The sequence below is a fragment of the Nocardioides sp. dk884 genome (assembly GCF_009557055.1).
Taxonomy (GTDB): domain Bacteria; phylum Actinomycetota; class Actinomycetes; order Propionibacteriales; family Nocardioidaceae; genus Nocardioides.
This window is the reverse complement of record NZ_CP045649.1, coordinates 526,367-546,972: the sequence shown is the minus strand read 5'-3', so window position 1 is coordinate 546,972 and position 20,606 is coordinate 526,367. Positions and strand designations below refer to the sequence as shown.

The window sequence follows — 20,606 nt, the reverse complement described above, 5'->3', positions numbered from 1 at the left end:
CACGGCGGCGCCGATGACCAAGACGACCTCCCGTTACGCCTGCCTCCGGGCCGTGAGGCACAAACGTGCCCCTGGCCACAGCGGCCTGGGCGCCGCGGGCCTGGGCGCCGCGGGGCGCGGGCTGCGGCGGGGTGCGCATAACTGCGCAATTGCGCGGAAAAGCACCTGGAACCCCGCCGTACCGGTGTTTATCCGCGCAATTGCGCCGATAAACACCTACCCCCCCCCGGGCACCCGCAGCGCCAGAAGCAGCAGCGGAAGCCGACGCGGCTCAGCGCTGGTCGTCGTCCTCGCTGGCGGCGCGCTCCTGGAACTTCGCGGCCGCCCGGTCCGCGCGCTGCTGCACCCGCAGCGCGAAGGCCTCGCGGTACTTGTCGAGCAGGACCAACGAGCTGAAGCCGCTGATCAGGAACGCCACGATCACGGCGAAGAAGAGGTCGACGCCGCCGGTGATCAGCCACCACACACCCGACACGACACCCAGTGCCGCGAGGAAGAGCAGCGCCCGCAGGCCGGTGTAGATCCAGAACTCCTTCACCCCCTCAGGGTATCCGCCGGCCCGGGCACGACCGGCCCCGGCCTAGGCTGGAGGTGTGCTGAAGTTCCTTCTCGTCGTCGCCATCTTCGCCGCGGTGACCTATCTCGCCGTCCGTGCCATGCAGCGGTCCGGCCAGGCGCCGGGCCTGCCCCGCCCGCGCCGCCCGCGCCCTCAGCCGCCGCGGATCATCGCCCCCGACGACGACGAGGACTTCCTGCGCGACCTCGAGCGCAAGCGGCGGCACCCCGAGGACCCCGAGAGCCCCGCCCCCGGCTGAGCGCTCCACCCCGCCGGCGGCTCGCGGAGCCGGACCCCCCGACGTACGCAACGGGCCCCGACCACCAGTGGTGGTCGGGGCCCGTCCGCGTCTGCAGGACCGCGTGTCAGCCGGTGGCGCCCGGCGACACCGGCGCGGTCACGGCGCTCGTCGCACCCAGCTCCGGCGCGGCGTAGGAGTGCTGGCTGGTCGAGGAGAAGAAGTTGATGCCGATGAAGTTGAACCACAGGGTGGCCAGGCCGACCAGGGCCAGGATCGCGGCGTTGCGGCCCTTCCAGCCCGCGGTGGCCCGGGCGTGGAGGTAGGCGGCGTAGATGACCCAGGTGATGAAGGCCCAGACCTCCTTGGGGTCCCAGCTCCAGTACGACGCCCAGGCCTGGTGCGCCCAGATCGGTCCGCTGATCAGCGCCGCGAAGGTCCACACCGGGAACGCGAAGGCGTGCATGCGGTAGGACACCACGTCCAGGCGGGCCGGGGACGGCACCCGGGCGAGGTAGCCGCGGGTGCGGCCCTTCGCGACGGCGCGCTCCTTGAGCAGGTACAGCACCGAGGCGATGCCGCCGAGGGTGAAGGCGCCGGTGGCGATCACCGCGGAGACCACGTGGATCACCAGCCACGGCGAGTCGAGCGCCTCGGTGAGCGGGGCCACCTCGTCGTGCAGCCAGATCGCGGCCGCCATCAGCACCGACACCTCGACGCCGGCGACGATCGGGCCCATCCAGGCCAGCGAGTAGCGCCGGTAGACCAGCAGGTAGCCCAGCGAGAGCACGAAGGTCGCCGAGAGGGTGAACTCGAACATGTTGCCCCACGGCACCCGGTTGGGGTCCGCGGCCATGCCGCGCGAGACCAGCGAGACCGCGTGCACGGCGGTGGCCAGGATCAGCAGCAGCAGGCCCAGGCGCCCGAACAGGGTGGTACGGCGTACGGCGTCCTCGTCGACCGGCTCGCCCGTGTCGTCACCGGGCCCGCCGGTGGCGACGGCGACGCCACCACGGACTCGGCCGGACTCGGCCGGCGCGGTCACCGAGCCCACCGAGGCGGGCAGCTTGCGCAGCGCCGACCACTCGATGAGATGGGACAGCAGGGCCAGGAAGTACACCGCACCACAGACGACGAGCGCCTGGTTGCTGAGGGTCTCCCACGCTGCGTTGCTCACGAGTCCTCCTTGGACCGGGGGTGGTGCTGAGTCGGGTTCTGCGGGTCGTGCGGGCGCTCCCGGCCGTCGGGCGCGCCCAGCGCCTCGAGGAGCGCGTCGATCTCGGTGGACACGTCGCCGCCGCCGGAGCGGTCCAGCGCGGCGATCTCCACCAGTGTCACCCCTGCCTCGCGACGGGCTCGCACCCAGACGCGTCGGGGCCGGATGAACAGCGAGCCCAGCAGGCCGACCAGGGCCAGGACCACGCCCGTGAGCGCGACCATCTTGCCGGGGCTCTGGCTGATCTGGAGCCGGTTCCAGCGCTCGACGCCCTCGAAGCTGACCGAGCCCAGACCGTCGGGCAGCTGCACGGTGTCGCCGGGCTGCATGTCCAGGCGCAGCGGGGTGCCGTCGGGGTTGGTGACCTGCTCGGCGTCGTCCTTGGGCAGCACGTAGACCGACTGCGGAACGCCGTCGTCGAGGCCCAGGTCGCCGGTGTAGACGAGCACCGAGAGCAGCGGGTTGGCCAGGTCGCCGAAGACGTTGACCGGGTCGCCGTCCGGCGTCATCGAGAACGTCGGGTAGAAGACGCCCTCGAGGCCGACCTGCCCGGTCGGGGAGTCCGGCGCCTTGACCACGCCGAAGGAGTACAGGCTCATGTCCTGGGGCAGGAAGATCGTCGGGCCGCTGTAGGTCACGTCGCCGTTGCCGTCGCGGATCGTGATCACCGGGGCGTAGCCGTGGCCGATGAGGAAGACCTCGGTGTCGCCGATCGCCAGCGGGTGGTTGACCCGCAGGTCGTACTCCTTCTCCTCGCCGTCGCGGCCCTCCTTGTAGCGCAACGAGGCGTTGAACTTCTGGGCCATGCCGGCACGCGGGCCGGTGGTCAGCCAGTCCACGTCGAACTCGTCGACGGTGAAGGAGAACGGCTCCATCTCGTCGGGGTCGAAGAGGTCGCCGGGGACGAAGTCGTCGTACTGGGTCAGGCTGTTGGAGAACCCGTTGCCGACCACCAGCAGCACGCCGCCGCGGTAGCCGAACAGCGAGCCCGCCGCGAAGCCGACCAGCACCACGATCACCGAGACGTGGAAGAGCAGGTTGCCGACCTCGCGCAGGTAGCCCTTCTCGCTGGCCACGGCGGCCTCGCCGTCGGGGTCCATCGCCGCCGGGCGCACCCGGTAGCGCCGGCCGCGCAGGGCCCGGCGGGCCCGCTCGAGGACCTCATCGACGCTCTCATCGGTCGTGTACGACGCGTGGTCGGGCAGCCGGGAGAGGTTGCGGGGCGCGCGCGGCGGGGGCTTGCGGATCGCCTTCGCGTAGTGGAACGTCCGCGGCAGGATGCACCCGACGAGCGAGAGCATCAACAAGAGGTAGATCGCGGAGAACCACACCGTGCCGTAGACGTCGAACAGGCCCAGCCACTCATAGACCGGGGTCAGGTCGGGGTGCTCGTCCTTCCACTGCGAGGTGGCGAGGGAGTCCACGCCCTCCTGCGGGATGATCGAGCCGGGCACCGCCGCCAGCGCGAGCAGCAGCAGCAGCACGAGCGCGGTGCGCATCGAGGTGATCTGGCGCCACGCCCAGCGCAGCAGCTCACGGACGCCGAGCTCGCCGGCGCCACGGCGCGGCGTGCCGCCGCCCGGGCCACTGCCGTCGGGGGTGTCGGGGGTGTCGGGCGGGACCTCGGCGGTGCCGGGCTCGCGGGACGTGGAAGACATCAGACCGCCACTTCGAAGTCGGAGATCAGGTGGATCTGGAGCCAGCTGACGGCGTAGTCCCACCAGCCGGTGACCAGGGCGAGGCCGACCAGGATCAGCATCCCGCCGCCCAGTCGGGTGATCAGGGCCTGGTGGCGACGCAGCACCGCGAGGGCGCCGAGCGCGCGGTCCCAGAAGATGCCGGCGACGATGAACGGCAGCCCGATGCCCAGCGAGTAGGCGCCCAGCAGCAGCGCGCCACGGCTCGCGGTGCCCTCGGCGTAGGCCAGCGTCGTGATCACGCCGAGCGTCGGGCCGGCGCACGGCGTCCAGCCCAGGCCGAACAGGAAGCCGATGACCGGGGCCGCGGCCAGGCCGACCGAGGGGATCTTGTGCACCCGGACGTCACGCTGGAGCAGCGGCACCAGGCCCATGAACGCCAGACCCATCAGGATCGCGATGACGCCCAGGACGATGTTGAGGGTGTCCTGGTTGACCTGGAACCAGCGCGCCACCCCGCCGCTGGCGAGGCCGAGCATCACGAACACGGCACTGAAGCCGAGCACGAACAGCAGCGAGCCCAGCGCCATCCGGCCGCGGCGCACCTGGCCGGTGGCCAGGTCCGCGCCGGAGAGCCCGGTGGAGTAGGAGAGGTACGCCGGCAGCAGCGGGATCACGCAGGGCGAGAGGAACGCCACCAGCCCGGCGAGGACCGCCACCGGCACGGCCAGGATCAACGACCCCGACCCGGCGGTCGAGGTGAACCAGTCGACCATGGCTCAGGCCTCCTCGGCCGCGATCTCCTCGACGACGTCGGTCAGGGTGACCTTGCCGGGGATCGGCCCGCTGATGAGCGCGGCGACGCGGCCCTCGCGGTCCAGCACGATCGTGGTGGGGACGCTGCGCAGGTTGGTGACGTGGGAGAAGGCGAGCAGCGCCTCCCCGTCCACGGCGTACACCGAGGGGTAGTCGACGCCGAAGGAGCGCTCGAAGGCCTGACCCTGGGCGGGGCTGTTGTCGCGGATGTTGATCCCGACGAAGGAGACCCCGTCCTTCGCCAGCTCCTTCTCGGCCTCGACGAGCATCGGCATCTCGGTGCGGCACGGCGGGCAGCCCGACCACCAGGTGTTGACCACGACCACGTCGCCGCGCAGGTCGGCGAGGTCGAGGTCCTCGCCCTGCAGGGTCTCCCCGGCGAACTCGACGGCCTCGGTGCGGTCCTCGGGGTCGTACTGCACCACCGCACCGTCGCCGGTGATGTAGCCGCCGGAGTTGGTGCCGCCGACGGAGGTGCACGCGGTGAGCGTCACCAGGGCAACGGCGAGGAGGGCGCCCAGCAGGGCGCGGGGGTGGGGCACGGGGTGGGACTGGGTCACGGCCTGCGTTCCTCGGGGGCGCCGCCCGCGGAGAACGGCGCCTTCTTGTCTGCGATGGGGATGAGGTCGCCCGCGGGCTCGGAGTAGCTGACCTGGGCCAGGCGGTCGCCCACGAAGTGGAAGGAGGTCAGCGAGCACAGCGTGCACTGGCGGCTGCGCGGGTCGTGCAGGAACGAGCGCTTCTCCGCGGCCAGCCGGGTGGTCCAGATCGGCAGCTGGTGGGAGACCACCACCGCCTCGTGGCCGGCTGCCGCGACCCGGGCGTCGTGGATCGCCGACATCATCCGGTTCACGATCTCGGTGTAGGGCTCGCCCCACGAGGGACGGAACGGGTTCCACAGGTGGCGCCACAGCTTCGGGCGCTTGACCAGCGTCATCGGCCCCTCGCCGAAGCTGATCCCCTCGAAGGCGTTGCTCGACTCGATCACCCGCGGGTCGAGGGTGACCTCGAGGCCGCGCGCGGCCGCCAGCGGCGCCGCGGTCTCCTGGGCGCGCTCGAGCGGCGAGGAGACCAGGTGGGTGATGTCGCGGTCCTTGATGGTGTCCGCGACCCGCTGGGCCATGGTGCGCCCGAGCTCGGAGAGGTGGAAGCCGTCGCGGCGCCCGTAGAGCACGCCGCCGGGGTTGTGGACCTCCCCGTGGCGCAGCAGGTGGACGATCGTGTCGGGGGTGGCGCTCATCGCTGCTCCTCCTGTTCCTGCGCGCGGGCGGCCGCGCGGGCCGCGCCCGGGAGCGCGTCGAGCACCGTCTGCACGGCGCGGTCGTCGTGGGCGGCCGAAAGGAACCAGGTCTCGTACGCCGAGGGCGGCAGGTAGACCCCCGCCTCGAGCATCGAGTGGAAGAACGCGGCGTACGCGCGGTCGTCGGTGCGTGAGGCATCGGTGAAGTCGCGCACCGGGCCCTCGCAGAAGAAGACCGAGAACATCGTGCCGGTGCGCTGCACCGTGTGGGTCACGCCCGCGACGCTCAGCGCGGCCGCGGCGGCCTCGCGGACGGTGGTCGCGGCGGCGTCGATGTGGTCGTAGACCTCGGGGGTGGCCAGGCGCAGCGTGGTGAGGCCGGCGGTGGTCGCCACCGGGTTACCCGAGAGGGTCCCGGCCTGGTAGACCGGCCCCTCCGGCGCGAGGTGGGCCATCACGTCGGCGCGACCGCCGAACGCCGCGGCAGGGAAGCCGCCGCCCATCACCTTGCCGAAGGTGGTCAGGTCGGGCGCCCAGCCCTCGACGGCGCCGTCCAGGCCCCACTGGCCCTGGCGCGAGGCGCGGAAGCCGGTCATCACCTCGTCGCTGACGAACAGCGCGCCGTGGCGCGCGCAGGTCTCGGCGAGGAAGGCGTTGAAGCCGGGCTCGGGCGGGACGATGCCCATGTTGCCCGGGGCGGCCTCGGTGATCAGGCAGGCGATCCGCTCGCCGTGCTCGGCGAACGCCGCCTCGACCGCGGCCCGGTCGTTGTAGGGCAGCACCAAGGTGAGCTCGGTCGAGGAGACCGGCACGCCGGGGGTGCCCGGGACGGCGAAGGTGGCCAGCCCGGAACCGGCGGAGGCGAGCAGCGAGTCGACGTGGCCGTGGTAGCAGCCGGCGAACTTCACGACCACGTCACGGCCGGTGAAGCCGCGCGCCAGCCGGATCGCCGACATCGTGGCCTCGGTGCCGGAGGAGACGAAGCGGACCCGCTCGACCGACGTGCGGGCGACGATCTCCTCGGCCAGCTCGACCTCGGGCTCGGTGGGGGTGCCGTACGACGTGCCGCGCGCGACCGCCTCCTGCACCTTGGCGATGACCTCGGGGTGGGCGTGGCCGAGCAGCATCGGGCCCCACGAGCCGATCAGGTCGACGTAGTCGTTGCCGTCGACGTCGGTGAGCCGGGCGCCGGCTGCGGAGCGGATGAACCGCGGGGTGCCGCCGACCGCGTTGAACGCACGGACCGGGGAGTTCACCCCGCCGGGGGTCACCGCGCGGGCGCGGGCGAAGAGATCGGCCGACGTGGTGGTGAGGAGGGGACTGCTCGGCGTGATCGCCTGAGGCGTGGAGGCAGGCACCGGATCATTGTCGCCCAACGAGCCAACCGCTCCCAGCCGGGTGGCGTCCGGCCGTCGTCGCAGTTCCTTCGAAGGTCGCGGGCCCCAGGGGGTTTGCATGACGTGGATCACGCGGAAGGATGGCCCGCAGGCACCCCCGGGGCCGTCGGGCGCCGGGGCGGACCGCTGGACGACACATTCGCGTAACCCTCGGTGGCATTTATCGTTACCAACATCACACGGGCGTGCCACCCACCAGCGGTCGCGCCAGCACCACCAGCACCGCCGACCCCAGCACTACCGAGCACAGCTGCACACCGATCATCGACCGAGGGCCAGGAGAGCGCATGTCCGCCACACGACTCAGCCGGGTTCAGAAGGCCACCGCACTGGTGCCGCTGGCCCTGCTCTCGGCCGCTTGGACGGCGAGCCTCGCGGGTGCCGGAGCCGGCGCGACGCTGGCCTCCTCGAGCTCCGACCCGGGCTCGCCCGCCCGGCTCCCGGACGGCACCAGCGTGCCCGGTCGCGCGATCGAGGCGCCGGCCAGCGTCTCGGCGCCCGAGACCATCGTCCCGGGCTCCGCGCGCCGCGGTGCCGCTCGGGTCTCCGACGCCTCCACCTCCGCCATCCCGGCGGCCGCCCTGTCCGCCTACCAGCGCGCCGAGACCGTGATCAACTCCGCCGACACCGCGTGCAACCTGCGCTGGCAGCTGGTCGCCGCGATCGGACGCATCGAGTCCGACCACGGCCGCTACGGCGGCAACCAGCTCGACGCCGACGGGGTCACGGTGCCGGGCGTCTACGGCATCGCCCTCGACGGCACCCGCAACACCGCCCGGATCTCCGACACCGACGCCGGGCAGTTCGACAACGACGACGTGTGGGACCGCGCGGTCGGGCCGATGCAGTTCATCCCCTCGACCTGGTCGGTCGTGGGCGTGGACGCCGACGGCGACGGCCAGCGCAACCCGCAGGACATCGACGACGCGGCCCTGGCCAGCGCGGTCTACCTCTGCTCCGGCGACGAGGACCTCTCCACGGTCGCGGGCCAGCGCTCCGCGGTGCACCGCTACAACCACAGCGACGCCTACGTCGACGCCGTGCTGTCGGTGATGAACTCCTACCTCGCCGGCGACTTCACCTCGGCGCCGAACAGCACCACCACCGCCGGCTACCTGGTCCCCTCCACCGACCCCCAGCCGGGCCAGCCCGGCACCGGGGGCGGCGGCAACGCCAAGGACGACGGCCCCGACGGCCCGCGCCCGGCCGAGGACGAGGCGGTGATCGCGGCGCCGCAGCCCACCAAGCCCCCGCAGCCCACCGCCGCACCCACCCAGACCGACGGCGGGACCGGCGGTGGCCAGGACGGCGGCAACGGCGGGAACAGCGGGACCGGCGACAGCAAGGGCGGGCTCGGCATCCCGGGCGCCCCCACGATCTCCCTGCCGGCCCTGCCCTCGACCGGGGTCACGCCCCTCGACGGCCTGCTCTCCCACGCCCAGGCCGTGGCGCAGTGCACCCTCGACGGCTACTTCGACAACATCTTCAAGAAGGACGACCCGTTCGACCAGTGCGTGAAGCGGTACACGTCGCCCTGATCCGCGAGCTGTAACGGGGCGGGACTGCTCACACCACCACCTGCACCACGTACACCCCGGCCAGCGCGAGGGCGAGCACGCCCAGCAGGCGGCGCAGGGCGATCTCGGGCAGCCGCGGCTGCAGCGAGGCCCCGAGCCAGCCGCCGACGAGTCCCCCGAGCCCGGCCGCCACTCCCAGGCTCCAGTCGGGGCCGACCGGCCCGGTGACGTCGCCAGAGGACACTGCGAGCACGGCATACGTCGCGACTCCGACCAGCGAGGCCACCCAGGTGGCCAGCAGCGCGGCCGGGGCCACGGCGGCGACCGCCATCCCCGCACCGACCAGGATCGGACCGATGAGCGAGCCGCCGCCGATGCCGTAGATCCCCCCGACCACCCCGGTGACGAACGCCAGCGCCCGGACGGTACGCCGACCCGGCGGGCGCCGCGGCGGCCCGGCAGCCGGCCGGCGCAGGATCACCAGCCCGACCGGGGCGAGCACCGCCGCGGCGAGCAGCCGGAACGCGTCGGGATCGGTGACCAGGTGCACCCTCAGCAGCGCCCCGACGACCACCCCGGGCACCGAGCCGAGGACCAGCGAGCGGGCCAGATCACGGTCCAGCTGGCCGCGGCGCCGGTAGCGCAGCATCCCGGCCGGGGCCGAGACGACGTTGAACAGCAGGTTGGTGGGCGTCACCCGGGGGCTCGGCACGTCCAGCACCGAGAGCTGCACCGGCAGCAGGAACACCGCCCCCGAGACCCCGACCGGCGTGGTCACGGTGGCGACGACGAACCCGACGAGCAGCGCGAGGAGGTCCCGCTGCCAGTCCATGGTCCCGCATCCTGACGCCTCCGGGGGCCCGGCGCGGCCGGACCCGCCCCGACACGCCGGGGCGGCGTACCGGGCGGGATCAGCGGCGCGCGAGCAGCCGGGCGGCCTCGCTGGCCCAGTAGGTCAGCACCACGTCGGCGCCGGCGCGCCGGATCGAGAGCAGCGTCTCCAGGATCGCCGGCTCCCGGTCGATCCAGCCCTTCGCGGCCGCGGCCTCGACCATGGCGTACTCCCCCGAGATGTTGTACGCCGCGACCGGGACGTCCACCGCGTCGCGCACCTGGCGCAGCACGTCGAGGTAGGCCAGCGCCGGCTTGACCATCACCAGGTCCGCGCCCTCGGCGACGTCGAGCAGCGCCTCGCGCACGCCCTCGCGGGCGTTGGCGGGGTCCTGCTGATAGGTGCGCCGGTCCCCCTCGAGCGCCGAGCCCACGGCCTCGCGGAACGGGCCGTAGAACGCCGAGGCGTACTTCGCGGAGTAGGCCAGCACCGAGACGTCGCTGTGCCCGGCGGCGTCCAGCGCGGCCCGGATCACCGCGACCTGGCCGTCCATCATCCCGCTGGGCCCGACCATGTGGACGCCGGCGGCCGCCTGGGCGCGCGCCATCTCGGCGTACGCCGCGAGCGTGCGGTCGTTGTCGACGCGCCCGTCGTCGCTGAGCAGGCCGCAGTGCCCGTGGTCGGTGAACTCATCGAGGCACAGGTCGCTCATCACCGTGAGCGCGTCGCCCACCTCGGCGACCACGTCGGCGATCGCGACGTTGAGGATCCCGTCGGGGTCCAGCGCCCCGGAGCCGGTGGCGTCGCGCTGCGCGGGCACCCCGAAGAGCATCACGCCGCCCAGGCCCAGCTCGGCGGCCTCGGCGACCGCCGCGCGCAGGGTGTCGCGGGTGTGCTGGACGACCCCGGGCATCGAGGAGATCTGCACCGGGGCGTCGATGCCCTCGCGCACGAAGACCGGCAGCACCAGCTGACGGGCCTCCAGCGAGGTCTCGGCGACGGTACGCCGCAGCGCGGCGGTGGTGCGCAGCCGGCGCGGGCGGATGACGGGGGTCAGGGCGGGGTCGACGGGGGCGTGCTCCATGGCCCCCATCCTTGCGCGGGCCTGGTCGGGCCGGACAGCGCGGGCCCGCACGCACGAGACCCCGCAGGCGCCGGGGCGCGTGCGGGGTCTCGAGACGGTGCGGTGGTGCGGGGTCCTACTCGGCGCGCACCTTGCGCGAGCGCGCCGAGGGCTTGCGGTCCGACGGCTTCGTGACCGGCTGGCCGGCCTCGACGAGCGCGGCCCGACGTGCCGCGCCGAAGTCGGCGAGCGCGTCGGCGAGCAGCTCGACGTCCGGGCGCGGGGCCAGGACGTCCACGCGCAGGCCGTGCTCCTCGGCGGTCTTGGCCGTGGCCGGGCCGATCACGGCGATGATCGTCGAGGGGTGCGGCTTGCCGGCGATGCCGACCAGGTTGCGCACCGTCGAGGACGAGGTGAACACCACCGCGTCGAACTTGCCGGACTTGATCGCGTCGCGGGTCGGCGCCGGCGGCGGCGTCGCCCGCACGGTGCGGTACGCCGTGACGTCGTCGCACTCCCAGCCCAGGTCGATCAGGCCGGCGACCAGGTTCTCGGTGGCGATGTCGGCGCGGGGCAGGAAGACCCGGTTGATCGGGTCCAGCACCTCGTCGTACTCGGGCCAGTCCTCGAGCAGCCCGGCCGCGGACTGCTCGCCGGAGGGCATCAGGTCCGCACGCAGGCCCCAGGCAGCGATCGCCTGCGCGGTCTTGTCGCCGACCGCGGCGATCTTGAGCCCGGAGAACGCGCGGGCGTCCAGGCCGTACTCCTCGAACTTCTCGCGCACCGCGCGGACGGCGTTGACCGAGGTGAACGCGATCCACTCATAGCGGCCCTCGACCAGGCCGCGCACGGCCTTGTCCATCTGCTGGGGGTTGCGGGGCGGCTCGACCGAGATGGTCGGGACCTCCTCGGGCACCGCGCCGTAGCCGCGCAGGCGGGTGGTGAGCGGACCGGCCTGGTCCTTGGTCCGCGGCACCAGCACGCGCCAGCCGAAGAGCGGCTTGGTCTCGAACCACGACAGGCTCTCGCGCAGGTCGACGACGTCGCCGACGACCGTGACGGCCGGCGGGGCCATCCGGGCCGCGCGGGCGTCCTCGGCGATGTTGGCGAGGGTCGAGGTGACGGTCGCCTGGGTGGTCGTGGTGCCGACCCGGGTCATCGCGACCGGGGTGCTCGCCTTGCGCCCGGCCGCCAGCAGCGCCTTGCTGATCTCGCCGATCTGGCCGACCGCGGACAGCAGCACCAGGGTGCGGTTGTCGGCGTACTGGCTCCAGTCGATGGTGCCGTCACAGGTCACCACCGCCACCTCGCGGTGGTCCTTGGTCGTGAGCGGGATGCCGGCGTACGCCGGGACCGCGTTGACCGAGGAGATGCCGGGGACGATCTCGAAGCCGATGCCGGCCTTCACGCACGCCTGGGCCTCCTCAGGCCCGGAGGCGTACACGAACGGGTCGCCGGTCATGAGGCGCAGCACGCGCAGCCCCTTCTTGGCGTGCTTGAGCACCACCTTGGCCCGCGCCGCGTGGGTCAGCGGCTGGCCGTCCTCGCCGAAGCCGCCGTCGACGATCATCGGTCCCACCGGCTCGGCGGGCTGCTCGGCGTCCTCGGCCGAGGGCTCGGGCAGCCCGAGGACCACCCGGACCATCTCGGCGTGCTCGGGAGCCTCGGTGACGACCACGTCGGCCTGTCGGAGCAGTTCCACGGCACGGACGGTGAGCAGGTCCGGGTCGCCCGGCCCGCTCCCCACGAAGGACACCCAGGCTCGGGTCGGCGCCTCGGACGTACTGGTCTTGCCTCGCGTCATGCGTTTCGCACCTTGTCTGACTCTCGGACTGCTTCGTCTTCTGTCTGCGCCGCAGTGAGCCCACCGGCCCCGTCTGCAAGCATTTCCTGGCCCAACCGGGTCCCGACACCCGTGGCATCACCGGGCGCCCCGGTCGCGGATCTCCGCACCGCGAGCGCACCGTCGGGTGAGAGCGCTACCGCTCGCACCCAGAGCTCCTCCCCGTCCTCGCCCTCCACGACCTCGGCGAGGGTGCCGATCGGCGCCGAGCACCCGCCCTCGAGCGTGGCCAGGACCGCACGTTCGGCGTCCACCGCCGCCCGGGTGTGGGGGTCCTGGACCGCGGCGAGCTCGGCGGCCAGCGGGTCGTCGCTGCGGCACTCGATGCCCAGCGCGCCCTGCCCGGGGGCGGGCAGCAGCTGGAGCGGGTCGAGCACCTCGGTGATCACCTCGAGCCGGTCGATCCGCGCCAGCCCGGCCCGGGCCAGCAGGATCGCGTCGTACTCGCCGTCGCGCAGCTTGCGCAGCCGGGTGTCGATGTTGCCGCGGATCCCGGCGATCTCCAGCCCGAGACCCAGGGCGTGCAGCTGGGCGGCTCGCCGCGGCGAGCCGGTGCCGACCCGGGCGCCGGCGGGCAGCTCGGCCAGGGTCAGCCCGTCACGGGCGACCACGACGTCGCGCGGGTCCTCGCGCGTCGGCACCGCGGCGAGCGTGATGCCCTCGGTCGGGTAGGTCGGCAGGTCCTTGAGGGAGTGCACCGCCACGTCGACGTCGCCGCGCAGCAGCGCGTCGCGCAGCTCGGCCACGAACACCCCGGTGCCGCCGTACGACGCCAGCGGCGTGCCGGAGGCCTGGGTGCGGTCGCCGTCGGTGCTGATCTCGACGAGCACGACCTCGCGGCCGAGGCGCTCACGGATCAGGTCCGCGGCCCACCCGGCCTGGGTGGTGGCCAGCAGCGAGGCACGCGTGCCGATCCGGATCGCGGCCTGCCCGGTCGTCTGCGACGTGCTCACTGCAGCCCCTCCGGTCGGGTGACGGCGTCCACGGCCCCCGGGTCGAGCGCGAACAGCTCGGCGAGGGCCTCGGTGTAGGAGACCACCCCGGTGTTCGCGAGCTCCTTGACCCGCACGGTCGGCTCGTGGAGCAGCTTGTCGGCCACCCGCCGCACCGTGTGGAGCACCTCGGCGCGGATCGCCTCGTCGAGGTCGGGCAGCCGGTTGGCCAGTCGCTCCATCTCGTTCTCCACGACGCTGGTCGCCATCGAGCGCAGCGCGACCACGGTCGGGGTGACGTTGGCCTGGCGGCGCGCGGCGAGGAAGGCCGCCACCTCCTGGGTGATGATGCGGCGCACCTCCTCGATCTCGCGACCAGCCGGGCTGGTCTGCAGCGCGGCGGCGAGGTCGGCGAGACCGACCACCGTGGCGCCGGGGACCTCGCGGACCTCGGGCTCGATGTCGTGGGGCAGCGCCAGGTCGACCAGCACGGCCTCGCGGCCGCCGGCCAGCGCCTCGCGCGCCATCGCGACGGTGATCAGGGCGCCGCGCGCGCCGGCGCAGGCCAGCACCACGTCGGCCTCGGCCAGCTCGGTGGCCAGGTCGGCCAGCGGCGCCGGGCGGCCGCCGTACTCGCGGGCGAGGCGCTCGGCGCGCTCGGCGGTGCGGTTGGCGATGACCACGTCGGTGGCGCCGCGACGGGTGACGGTCGCGGTGGCCAGCCCGGCCATCGCGCCGGCGCCGACGACGAGCACGCGGCGACCGGTGAGGTCCTCGCAGCCGACCCGGTCGAGGGCGGCGGAGACCAACGACGGCGCGACGGTGTCCACGCCGGTCTCGGTGCGGGCCCGCTTGCCGACGCGCAGCGCCTGCTGGAACAGCACGTTGAGGGTGGAGCCGACGGTGCCGAGCTCCTGGCCCAGCCGCAGTGCGCTGCGGGTCTGGCCGAGGATCTGGCCCTCGCCGACGGCCATCGAGTCCAGTCCGGCCGCGACCTGGAACAGGTGCGAGACCGCGGCGTCGTCGTAGCGGACGTAGAGGTGCGGCACGAACAGCTCGGGGTCGCCGCCGGCCCGCTCGACCAGGTGCGTGGAGAGCTCCTCGACCGAGCCGTGGAAGCGCTCGACCTCGGCGTAGATCTCCAGGCGGTTGCAGGTCGCGATCGCGGTGACCTCGCTGACGTGCTCGCTGGTGCTCACGTCGGTGATCAGCTTGCGCAGGCCCTCGGCGTCGACGGCGAGACGCTCGAGGAGCGCGACGGGTGCGGTGTTGTGGGAGATGCCCACCACCAGGACGCTCATGCGGTCTCCTCCTCTGCAGCGACGCCCGCCTCGCCCTGGGCCTTGCGCTGCTCGTGGTAGGCGAGGATCTGCAGCTCGATGGAGAGGTCGACCTTGCGGACGTCGACCCCGTGGGGCACCGCGAGCACGGACGGCGCGAAGTTGAGGATGCTGGTGATGCCGGCGGCGACCATCCGGTCGGCGACGGCCTGGGCGGCGACCGCGGGGGTGGCGATGACGCCGATCGAGACGCGTTGCTCGAGCACGATCTGCTCGAGGTCGTCGAAGGGACGTACGGCGACGCCCGCGACCACCTCGCCGTGGCGGGCCGGGTCGGCGTCGAGCAGCGCGACGACCTGGAAGCCGCGGCTGCGCACGCCGGAGTAGTTCGCCAGCGCCTGGCCGAGGTTGCCGATGCCGACGATGACGACCGGCCAGTCCTGGGTCAGCCCGATCTCCCGCGCGATCTGGTAGCGCAGGTACTCCACGTCGTACCCGACGCCGCGGGTGCCGTAGCTGCCGAGGTAGGAGAGGTCCTTGCGGAGCTTGGCGCTGTTCACGCCGGCCGCGCTCGCGAGGTCTTCACTGGAGCACGTCGTCGTCCCGCCCTCAGCGAGGGTCGACAGCGCCCGCAGGTAGATCGGGAGCCGAGCGATCGTCGCCTCCGGGATGTCCCGGGGGCTCTCGCTGGGTGTCCGTGGGGTCACGAGGTTCTTCTCTCCATGCCACTGGGGCAAGCGCGCCGTGGCGCAGGGCCGGCCCGGCCCGGGGTTCGTCCGACGGCTCAGTCACTGTAGGAGTTTGTGAACGTGAGAACAAACCGTCGGCGCCCCCATCCCGACCCGTGGGCTACCACATGTGATATGGCACACCCGCAGGGGGGTGGATGCTGCCGGGGCCGGGCTCAGCCGGAGAGGGCGCGCCGCAGCCGCTCGGCGTCGACGCGCCAGAAGTCGTGCTGGCGACCGTCCACGAAGGTCACCGGGATCTCCTCGCCGAACCGTTCGGCCAGGGCGGGGTCGTCGAGGATCGAGACCTCCTCGAACTCCTCGCCGAGCTCGGCGCAGACCGCCGCCACGACCGCGCGGGCGTCCTCGCACAGGTGGCAGCCGGGCTTTCCGTAGAGCGTCACACGGGGCGTCGGGGACATGGCTCTATTCCAGCAGGCCGAGCACACGGCGTCGTTCCTGGCCCCGCAGCCGGCCCTTCTGCACCTTGCCGGTGACGGTGCGCGGCAGCTCCTCGACGACCTCGACCCGGTTCGGCCGCTTGAAACGGGCCAGCCGCTGCGCGCAGCGGGCCCGCACCGCGGCGTCGACCTCGCCCGGGTCACGGCCCGGCGCCACGACGTACGCCACGACGGCCTCGCCGCTGAGCTCGTCGGGGGCACCGACGACCGCTACCGCGCTGACGCCGTCGACCTCGGCGACGACGTCCTCGACCTCCACCGGGTAGACGTTGAACCCCGAGACGATCACCAGGTCCTTGATCCGGTCCACCAGCGACAGGTCGCCGGCGGCGTCGAGCAGGCCCACGTCCCCGGTCGCCCACCAGCCGTCCGGGCCCGGCCCGTCGCTGCCGTCGGGCCAGTAGCCGCTGAACAGGTTGGCGCCGCGCACCTGGATCTCTCCGGGGTCCTCGCCGGTGACCTCGCGGCCGGCCACGTCGATCAGCCGCAGCTCCACGCCGGGCAGCGCCGCACCCACGGACCCGGGCCGCGGGTCGGCGCTCACCAGGGTGCTGGTGACGACCGGGGCGGCCTCGGTGAGCCCGTAGCCCTGGTGCACCGGTACGCCGGTACGCGCAACGAAGTCCTCCGCGACCTCGGCCGGCAGCGGGGCTGAGCCGGAGAGCACCAGCCGGGCGGGCCCCAGCCGCTCGGCGAGGTGCTCCTCGGTGCGCCAGTGGGCGAAGGCGGCCGGAGCGAGCGGGAGCACGCTCACCGCCTCGTCGTCGATGACGTCGAGCACCGCCTGAGGGTCGAAGCGGTCGACCAGCACCAGCTTGGCGCGGTGGCGCAGCACCGCGCCCAGCACCGCGTTGAGGCCGTAGACGTGGAAGAGCGGGAGCACGCCGAGCACCACGTCGTCGCCGTGGATCATCGGCGGCTCGACCCCGGCGGCCTGCTCGATGTTGGCGAGCAGCGCACGGTGGGTGAGCATCGCAGCCCGCGGGCGCCCGGAGGCGCCGCTGGTCCACAGCAGGCAGGCGAGCTTCTCGGGGTCCTGCAGCGGCAGCACCGCGCGGGCGGGCGCGGTGCGAAGCCGCTCCCAGGCGAGCTCCCCGGGCTCGGGGTCCGCGCCGACCAGCACCACCCGCGGCGCGACCGGCAGGTCGGCCAGCGCCGCTCGCACCGCCGGGGCGCTCTCCGGGTCGCAGATCACGAGCCGGGCGCCGGACTCGGCGAGGAACCGGGTCAGCTCCGCGGGGGTCGAGCCGGGGTTGACCGGGACGGCCACCGCCTGGGCCCGCAGCACGCCGAGGTAGCCCGCGACCATCTCGATGCTGTTGCCCAGCGCCAGCACCACCCGCAGCCCGCCGACGACGCCGAGGGAACCCAGCCCGGTGGCCACCCGCGCGACGTCGTCGGCCAGCTGCGACCAGGTCACGCTGCGTCCGCTCGCCTCGACGATCGCCAGCTTGTCGGGGCTCTCGGCGGCGGCGAGGACCACCAGGTCCGAGAGGTCTCGTACGCCGGGTCCCGCGTGGCCCGCCGAGCCGTCCACGTCCTGCACGGCGTCGGAGGAGGACATGCGCGGGATACTTCCACACCTCCTCGCGCCTGTCCCCTGGTGACGTGGATCGCACTACATTGGGGCGCGTGACCCCGCACGCTCCCCGACGCACCCTGCCCGACCTCAGGCAGCGCTCCCGTCTGGCCGGCGAGGCAGCCGCGGCCATCGCCGAGGTCGAGACCGCCCTGCACACCCCCGCCGACCCGCGGGCGGCGGCGTTCTTCGACGTCGACAACACGGTGATGCAGGGGGCCAGCATCTTCCACCTCGCGCGCGGCCTGCACCGCCGCGAGTTCTTCACCACCCGCGAGATCGCGGGCGCCGCCTGGAAGCAGCTCTACTTCCGGGTGGTCGGGGTCGAGGACCCCGACCACGTCGCCGAGGCCCGCGCGTCGGCGCTCGCCTTCATCGCGGGGCACACCGTCACCGAGCTCGAGGAGCTCACCGAGGTGATCTTCGACGAGGCGATGGCGCACCGCATCTGGCCCGGCACCCGCGCCCTCGCCCAGCTCCACCTCGATCGCGGCCAGCGGGTCTGGCTGGTGACCGCCGCCCCGATCGAGATCGCCCAGGTCATCGCGCGCCGGCTCGGGCTCACCGGCGCGATGGGCACCGTGGCCGAGCACGAGGACGGCGTCTACACCGGGCGCCTGGTCGGCGACCTGCTGCACGGCCCGGCCAAGGCCGAGGCGGTCCGCGCGCTCGCCGAGCGCGAGGGGCTGGACCTCGCCGCGTGCTCGGCGTACTCCGACTCCGCCAACGACCTGCCGATGCTCTCCCTGGTCGGGGACCCCTGCGCGATCAACCCGGACGCCCGGCTGCGCGCCCACGCCCGGGCGCACGGCTGGCGGGTCCGCGACTACCGCACCGGACGCAAGGCCGCCCGCGCCGGCGCCGTCGTCGGCGCGGTCGCGGGGGCCGCGACGGGCACGGTCGCGGCCGGGGTGGCGCTGCGTCGCCGCCGCTGACGTTGCGTGGCGGCCGAGCCCGGCGCCCGGGAGCGGTTCCGCCCCGAGTGTGTCGGCGGTAACATGCCCACGCTCTGACAGAGCACGGGAGGGCGACACATGTCACGGGACGGGGAGTGGAGCGCGCGCGGGCTCGACCGCCTGCGCCGGGCGCTTCTCGACGTCCTCGACTCCCCCGGCCCGCTGCTCGTCGGTCCCGCCGCTGACAGCGGTTGGCTCGCCGCAGTCGCCGACGACGGGCCGCGCAGCACGGCGACCTCCCGCCCGGGCGCGCGTCACCCTGCCGGCGCCGCCGGCGGTCCCCACGATCCGCGGGATCACGACGACTCCGACCTGGCCGCCTCCTCCGAGGAGTCCGCGAGCGAGCGCCAGCGCCTGATCGCCCTCGTCGAGCTGGCCCGCGGCGGCGACGCCGACGCGTTCGGGCTGCTCTACGACCACTACCACCTCGCGGTCTACCGCTTCCTCTTCTACCGCACCCGGTCGAGCACGCTCGCCGAGGACCTCAGCTCGGAGACCTTCTTCCGCGCGCTGCGCAGCATGAAGGGCTTCCGCTGGCAGGGCAAGGACTTCGGCGCCTGGCTGATGACGATCGCGCGCAACCTGGCCACCGACCACTTCAAGGCCAGCCGCACGCGCCTGGAGCTCACCACCGAGGACATGGGCAAGCACGACGACGTCACCGAGGGCCCCGAGTCGGCGGTGCTCGCCAGCCTCACCAACGAGGTGCTGCTGAGCGCGCTGACCAAGCTCCCCGACGAGCAGCGCGACTGCCTGGTGATGCGCTTCCTGCAGGGCATGAGCATCGCCGAGACCGCCGCGGTCCTGGGCCGCAGCGACGGCGCGGTCAAGCAGCTGCAGCTGCGCGGCGTGCGCAACCTGGCCAAGCTGATGCCGGAGGGGATCCGGTGAACGCCACCGGGCTGCGCCCCGCGGCCGCGCCAGGTGCGCACCACCGCGGCACCCGCGTAACCCGTCCCCGCACCGCGTCGTTGGTCCGGCTGTCGAGGCCGGTGCGCGCACCTGTCCCGGCCTCGCACGAGACGACAGGACAGAGAGCATGAGCCCGGTGTTCGCGGCACGGCGGCGCGCGGAGGAGTTCGACGCGCTGGTGCAGCGCGGCTCGGAGCGGCCGGGCCCGGGGCACGCGAGGTACGCCGAGCTCCTCGAGGTCGCCGGCGCCCTGCGGGCGGTGCCCGCACCCGAGCCCCGCCCGGAGTTCGCCGCCTCGTTGCGCGAGCGGCTGATGGCGGCCGCGGCGAGCGAGCTCGCCGCGGTCGAGCGGCCCGACCGCAGCCGGCCGAGCGTCGAGGACCGGCTGACGCTCACGCCCCGGCGTACCAGCCGTGAGCGGCGCATCGCGATCGCGGTCGGCGGCTTCGCCGTCGTCGGGGCGAGCACCTCGATGGCCGTCGCCTCGCAGTCCGCGCTGCCCGGCGACACGCTCTACCCGATCAAGCGGGCGATCGAGAACGCGCACATCGGCGTCAGCGTGGGCGATGAGCAGAAGGGCTCCACCCTGCTCGACAACGCGCGGGCCCGGCTGCGCGAGGCCACCGAGCTGGCCAGCGAGACCCCGGAGCGCCAGGACACCGAGGCGATCCGCGACACCCTCGACGACTTCGGCGCCCAGGCCGGTGAGGCCTCGACGCTGTTGCTCGGCGACGTCTCCGACGGCGACCGGGCCGCGGTCGAGACCCTGCAGGCGTTCACCGCCGAGGGCCTGGCCTCCCTCGAGGAGCTCTCCGACCGGGTGTCCGACGACGACGCCCGCGACGCTCTCGTCGATGCGGGCAACGTGCTGCTCGGCATCGACCTGGAGCTTCAGCAGGCCTGCCCGGACTGCCCCGACAGTCTCACCCAGATCCCGCAGTGGCTCATCACCCAGGCCTCGGGCCCGATCGGCACGACCGCACCGCCGGCCGCCGACCCGTCCCCGCCGCGCGAGGACCGCGGGGGCCGCGGCACGGACGGCGATCAGGACGCGCCCGGCCAGGGCGACGAGGACGACGCGGAGTACCGCCCGGTCCTGCCCACCGACATCCCCAGCGGTCTGCCCGGTGTCGGCGGACCCCCGACGCCCGCGCCGGGCAGCGGCGGCGGCAGCGGCAGCGGCGGCACCGGGGAGGGCGGCGCCAAGGACCCGAAGAAGGGCCCGGTCGGCAACCTGATCGAGGGCATCACCGGCGGGAAGGACAACCCCATCCCCGTCGTCCCGGAGCTGCTCGCCGGCGTCGGGGACCTGCTCGACGGGTTGACCGGGCCGCTGCTCGGCGGGCTCACCGGCAAGGACCCGGACCAGAAGTAGCCGGTGCGCGGCCTCCGGGCGGAGGCCG

General features: G+C 73.7%; 20 protein-coding genes. 5 read left to right on the top strand and 15 right to left on the bottom strand.

What is annotated here, in order from left to right; translation table 11 throughout:
* Positions 1 to 271: 271 nt before the first annotated feature.
* Positions 272 to 538 carry a DUF4229 domain-containing protein gene (locus GFH29_RS02640; protein WP_153321924.1) on the bottom strand — a complete coding sequence of 89 codons (267 nt, stop codon included), beginning with the start codon at positions 536 to 538 and terminating at the stop codon, positions 272 to 274.
* Between the two features lie 55 nt (positions 539 to 593).
* Between GFH29_RS02640 and GFH29_RS02635 the strand changes: the two genes are divergently transcribed.
* Positions 594 to 815: a hypothetical protein gene (locus tag GFH29_RS02635; protein ID WP_153321923.1), complete on the top strand. Its 222-nt coding sequence runs from the start codon at positions 594 to 596 to the stop codon at positions 813 to 815.
* 106 nt (positions 816 to 921) lie between these two features.
* Here GFH29_RS02635 and ccsB read toward each other — a convergent pair whose 3' ends face one another.
* The 6 genes from ccsB to hemL are packed head-to-tail and all read right to left on the bottom strand — an operon-like array spanning position 922 to position 7,061.
* Positions 922 to 1,971: a c-type cytochrome biogenesis protein CcsB gene (gene ccsB / locus GFH29_RS02630; RefSeq protein ID WP_153321922.1), complete on the bottom strand. Its 1,050-nt coding sequence runs from the start codon at positions 1,969 to 1,971 to the stop codon at positions 922 to 924.
* On the bottom strand, positions 1,968 to 3,668 hold the full coding sequence (gene resB, locus GFH29_RS02625; protein WP_153321921.1) for a cytochrome c biogenesis protein ResB: 1,701 nt from the start codon (positions 3,666 to 3,668) through the stop codon (positions 1,968 to 1,970). Before resB ends, ccsB begins: the two co-directional genes overlap by 4 nt.
* A complete protein-coding gene (locus tag GFH29_RS02620) occupies positions 3,668 to 4,423 on the bottom strand; it encodes a cytochrome c biogenesis CcdA family protein (protein WP_153321920.1) in 756 nt (251 codons plus the stop codon). The genes resB and GFH29_RS02620 overlap by 1 nt, the downstream gene beginning before the upstream one ends.
* Positions 4,424 to 4,426: 3 nt before the next feature.
* Positions 4,427 to 5,023, bottom strand: a complete 597-nt coding sequence (locus tag GFH29_RS02615) for a TlpA disulfide reductase family protein (protein WP_228387723.1) — start codon at positions 5,021 to 5,023, stop codon at positions 4,427 to 4,429.
* Positions 5,020 to 5,703 carry a histidine phosphatase family protein gene (locus GFH29_RS02610; protein WP_153321919.1) on the bottom strand — a complete coding sequence of 228 codons (684 nt, stop codon included), beginning with the start codon at positions 5,701 to 5,703 and terminating at the stop codon, positions 5,020 to 5,022. Before GFH29_RS02610 ends, GFH29_RS02615 begins: the two co-directional genes overlap by 4 nt.
* Positions 5,700 to 7,061 (bottom strand): glutamate-1-semialdehyde 2,1-aminomutase, encoded by a 1,362-nt coding sequence (hemL, locus tag GFH29_RS02605; RefSeq protein WP_416224759.1) that lies wholly within the window; start codon positions 7,059 to 7,061, stop codon positions 5,700 to 5,702. Before hemL ends, GFH29_RS02610 begins: the two co-directional genes overlap by 4 nt.
* A gap of 326 nt (positions 7,062 to 7,387) precedes the next feature.
* Here hemL and GFH29_RS02600 point away from each other — a divergent pair, with 326 nt between their 5' ends.
* Positions 7,388 to 8,638, top strand: coding sequence for a lytic transglycosylase domain-containing protein (locus tag GFH29_RS02600; protein WP_153321917.1), 1,251 nt, complete (start codon positions 7,388 to 7,390; stop codon positions 8,636 to 8,638).
* 28 nt (positions 8,639 to 8,666) lie between these two features.
* Here the strand turns inward: GFH29_RS02600 and GFH29_RS02595 are convergent, their stop codons facing one another.
* From GFH29_RS02595 to GFH29_RS02560, 8 genes are all read right to left on the bottom strand, one after another.
* On the bottom strand, positions 8,667 to 9,449 hold the full coding sequence (locus tag GFH29_RS02595) for a sulfite exporter TauE/SafE family protein (RefSeq protein ID WP_153321916.1): 783 nt from the start codon (positions 9,447 to 9,449) through the stop codon (positions 8,667 to 8,669).
* 79 nt (positions 9,450 to 9,528) lie between these two features.
* Positions 9,529 to 10,533: a porphobilinogen synthase gene (gene hemB / locus GFH29_RS02590; protein WP_153321915.1), complete on the bottom strand. Its 1,005-nt coding sequence runs from the start codon at positions 10,531 to 10,533 to the stop codon at positions 9,529 to 9,531.
* A gap of 115 nt (positions 10,534 to 10,648) precedes the next feature.
* Positions 10,649 to 12,316, bottom strand: coding sequence for a uroporphyrinogen-III synthase (locus tag GFH29_RS02585; RefSeq protein ID WP_153321914.1), 1,668 nt, complete (start codon positions 12,314 to 12,316; stop codon positions 10,649 to 10,651).
* Entirely contained in the window at positions 12,313 to 13,308 is a 996-nt protein-coding gene (gene hemC / locus GFH29_RS02580) for a hydroxymethylbilane synthase (protein ID WP_228387722.1), read from the bottom strand. The genes GFH29_RS02585 and hemC overlap by 4 nt, the downstream gene beginning before the upstream one ends.
* Positions 13,305 to 14,588 carry a glutamyl-tRNA reductase gene (locus GFH29_RS02575; RefSeq protein ID WP_153321913.1) on the bottom strand — a complete coding sequence of 428 codons (1,284 nt, stop codon included), beginning with the start codon at positions 14,586 to 14,588 and terminating at the stop codon, positions 13,305 to 13,307. Before GFH29_RS02575 ends, hemC begins: the two co-directional genes overlap by 4 nt.
* Complete coding sequence (locus GFH29_RS02570) at positions 14,585 to 15,274, bottom strand: redox-sensing transcriptional repressor Rex (RefSeq protein WP_153321912.1); 690 nt, start codon at positions 15,272 to 15,274, stop codon at positions 14,585 to 14,587. The genes GFH29_RS02575 and GFH29_RS02570 overlap by 4 nt, the downstream gene beginning before the upstream one ends.
* Positions 15,275 to 15,471: 197 nt before the next feature.
* Positions 15,472 to 15,717 carry a glutaredoxin family protein gene (locus tag GFH29_RS02565; protein WP_153321911.1) on the bottom strand — a complete coding sequence of 82 codons (246 nt, stop codon included), beginning with the start codon at positions 15,715 to 15,717 and terminating at the stop codon, positions 15,472 to 15,474.
* Positions 15,718 to 15,721: 4 nt separating this feature from the next.
* On the bottom strand, positions 15,722 to 17,320 hold the full coding sequence (locus GFH29_RS02560) for a class I adenylate-forming enzyme family protein (protein ID WP_153321910.1): 1,599 nt from the start codon (positions 17,318 to 17,320) through the stop codon (positions 15,722 to 15,724).
* Positions 17,321 to 17,388: 68 nt separating this feature from the next.
* On the opposite strand from GFH29_RS02560, the gene GFH29_RS02555 reads away from it, so the two are divergent.
* The 3 genes from GFH29_RS02555 (at position 17,389) to GFH29_RS02545 (ending at position 20,578) form a co-directional block, all read left to right on the top strand.
* Entirely contained in the window at positions 17,389 to 18,270 is an 882-nt protein-coding gene (locus tag GFH29_RS02555; protein WP_153321909.1) for an HAD family hydrolase, read from the top strand.
* Between the two features lie 99 nt (positions 18,271 to 18,369).
* The gene (locus GFH29_RS02550) at positions 18,370 to 19,182 is read left to right on the top strand and encodes a sigma-70 family RNA polymerase sigma factor (protein WP_153321908.1); all 813 of its coding nucleotides are present in this window, start codon (positions 18,370 to 18,372) and stop codon (positions 19,180 to 19,182) included.
* Between the two features lie 148 nt (positions 19,183 to 19,330).
* Positions 19,331 to 20,578, top strand: a complete 1,248-nt coding sequence (locus GFH29_RS02545) for a DUF5667 domain-containing protein (RefSeq protein ID WP_153321907.1) — start codon at positions 19,331 to 19,333, stop codon at positions 20,576 to 20,578.
* The last annotated feature ends 28 nt before the right edge of the window (positions 20,579 to 20,606 follow it).